General features: G+C 38.0%; 1 protein-coding gene. It reads right to left on the reverse strand.

Annotated elements, in window-relative coordinates; translation table 11 throughout:
* Nucleotides 1-910: IS5 family transposase (locus A6M14_RS04625; RefSeq protein ID WP_152873845.1), on the reverse strand; the 910-nt coding region annotated here is incomplete at its 3' end.
* Nucleotides 911-963 lie beyond the last annotated feature (53 nt).

The raw sequence follows: 963 nt of genomic DNA on the forward strand, positions 1-963 counted from the left end.
GACGACCTAATTCGGTAAATTTATTCAATACGGCTATGCGTGCATGGATTTCATTTACCTGACTAGAAAAACTCCTTGCCGTTAATTTATCACCTAATAATTTGATGCAATGCATCTTAGTTTCTACCAAACTTCGACGGTGATAACCAGACCATTTTTTCCAAAGCTTTCTTCCTAAACGTTTGACTGTCTTTAATAATTCATTCCGCTCTAAAGATCTTAATTTCTGATCTTTCCATGGCTTTGCATTTTTTCTTGGCGGAATGACTGCATGTGCATCTCGATCTAAAATGACTTGTCTACAGTGCTTCGTATCATAAGCACCGTCGGTATAGACCGAATCAATTCGTTCATCTAAAGGAATTTGAGCAAGTAAATCACCGAGAACTTGCGAATCACTCACATTATTTGTAGTAAGTTGTACTGCACGTATTTGAAGGGTTTCAGCATCGATCCCAATATGAAGCTTACGCCATTGGCGACGATATTCATGTCCATGTTTCTTACGTTTCCATTCACCTTCACCTAAAAACTTTAAGCCAGTTGAGTCTACGAGTAGATGTAGCCCATCGTTACTTTTTTGATAGCTAATCGCAATATCAATATATTTTTGTCTTCGACAAAGCGTACTGTAATCTGGTGCAGTCCAATTTAATCCACACAGTTTAATGAGGCTTTGAACAAAACCTGTGACCATGCGTAAAGAAAGTCTGAATAAAGATTTGATCATTAAACAGCATTGAATAGCGGTATCAGAGTAAGTTTGATTTCGACCTTGCTTGCCTTGTGATTGTGCATACCACTGAGTGTTTGGATCAAACCAAATGGAAATATTACCCCGGTTAATGAGGGCACGATTGTAGGAAGACCAGTTAGTTGTACGATAGATTTTAGGCGTAGGTTTATTCATATTGAAATTATAGGGCTGAATAAACCTTCTAGGCTAGGTTTGTGCAACAAAGA

Origin of the sequence: Acinetobacter portensis, assembly GCF_009372215.1 — a bacterium.
Classification (GTDB): Bacteria; Pseudomonadota; Gammaproteobacteria; order Pseudomonadales; family Moraxellaceae; genus Acinetobacter; species Acinetobacter portensis.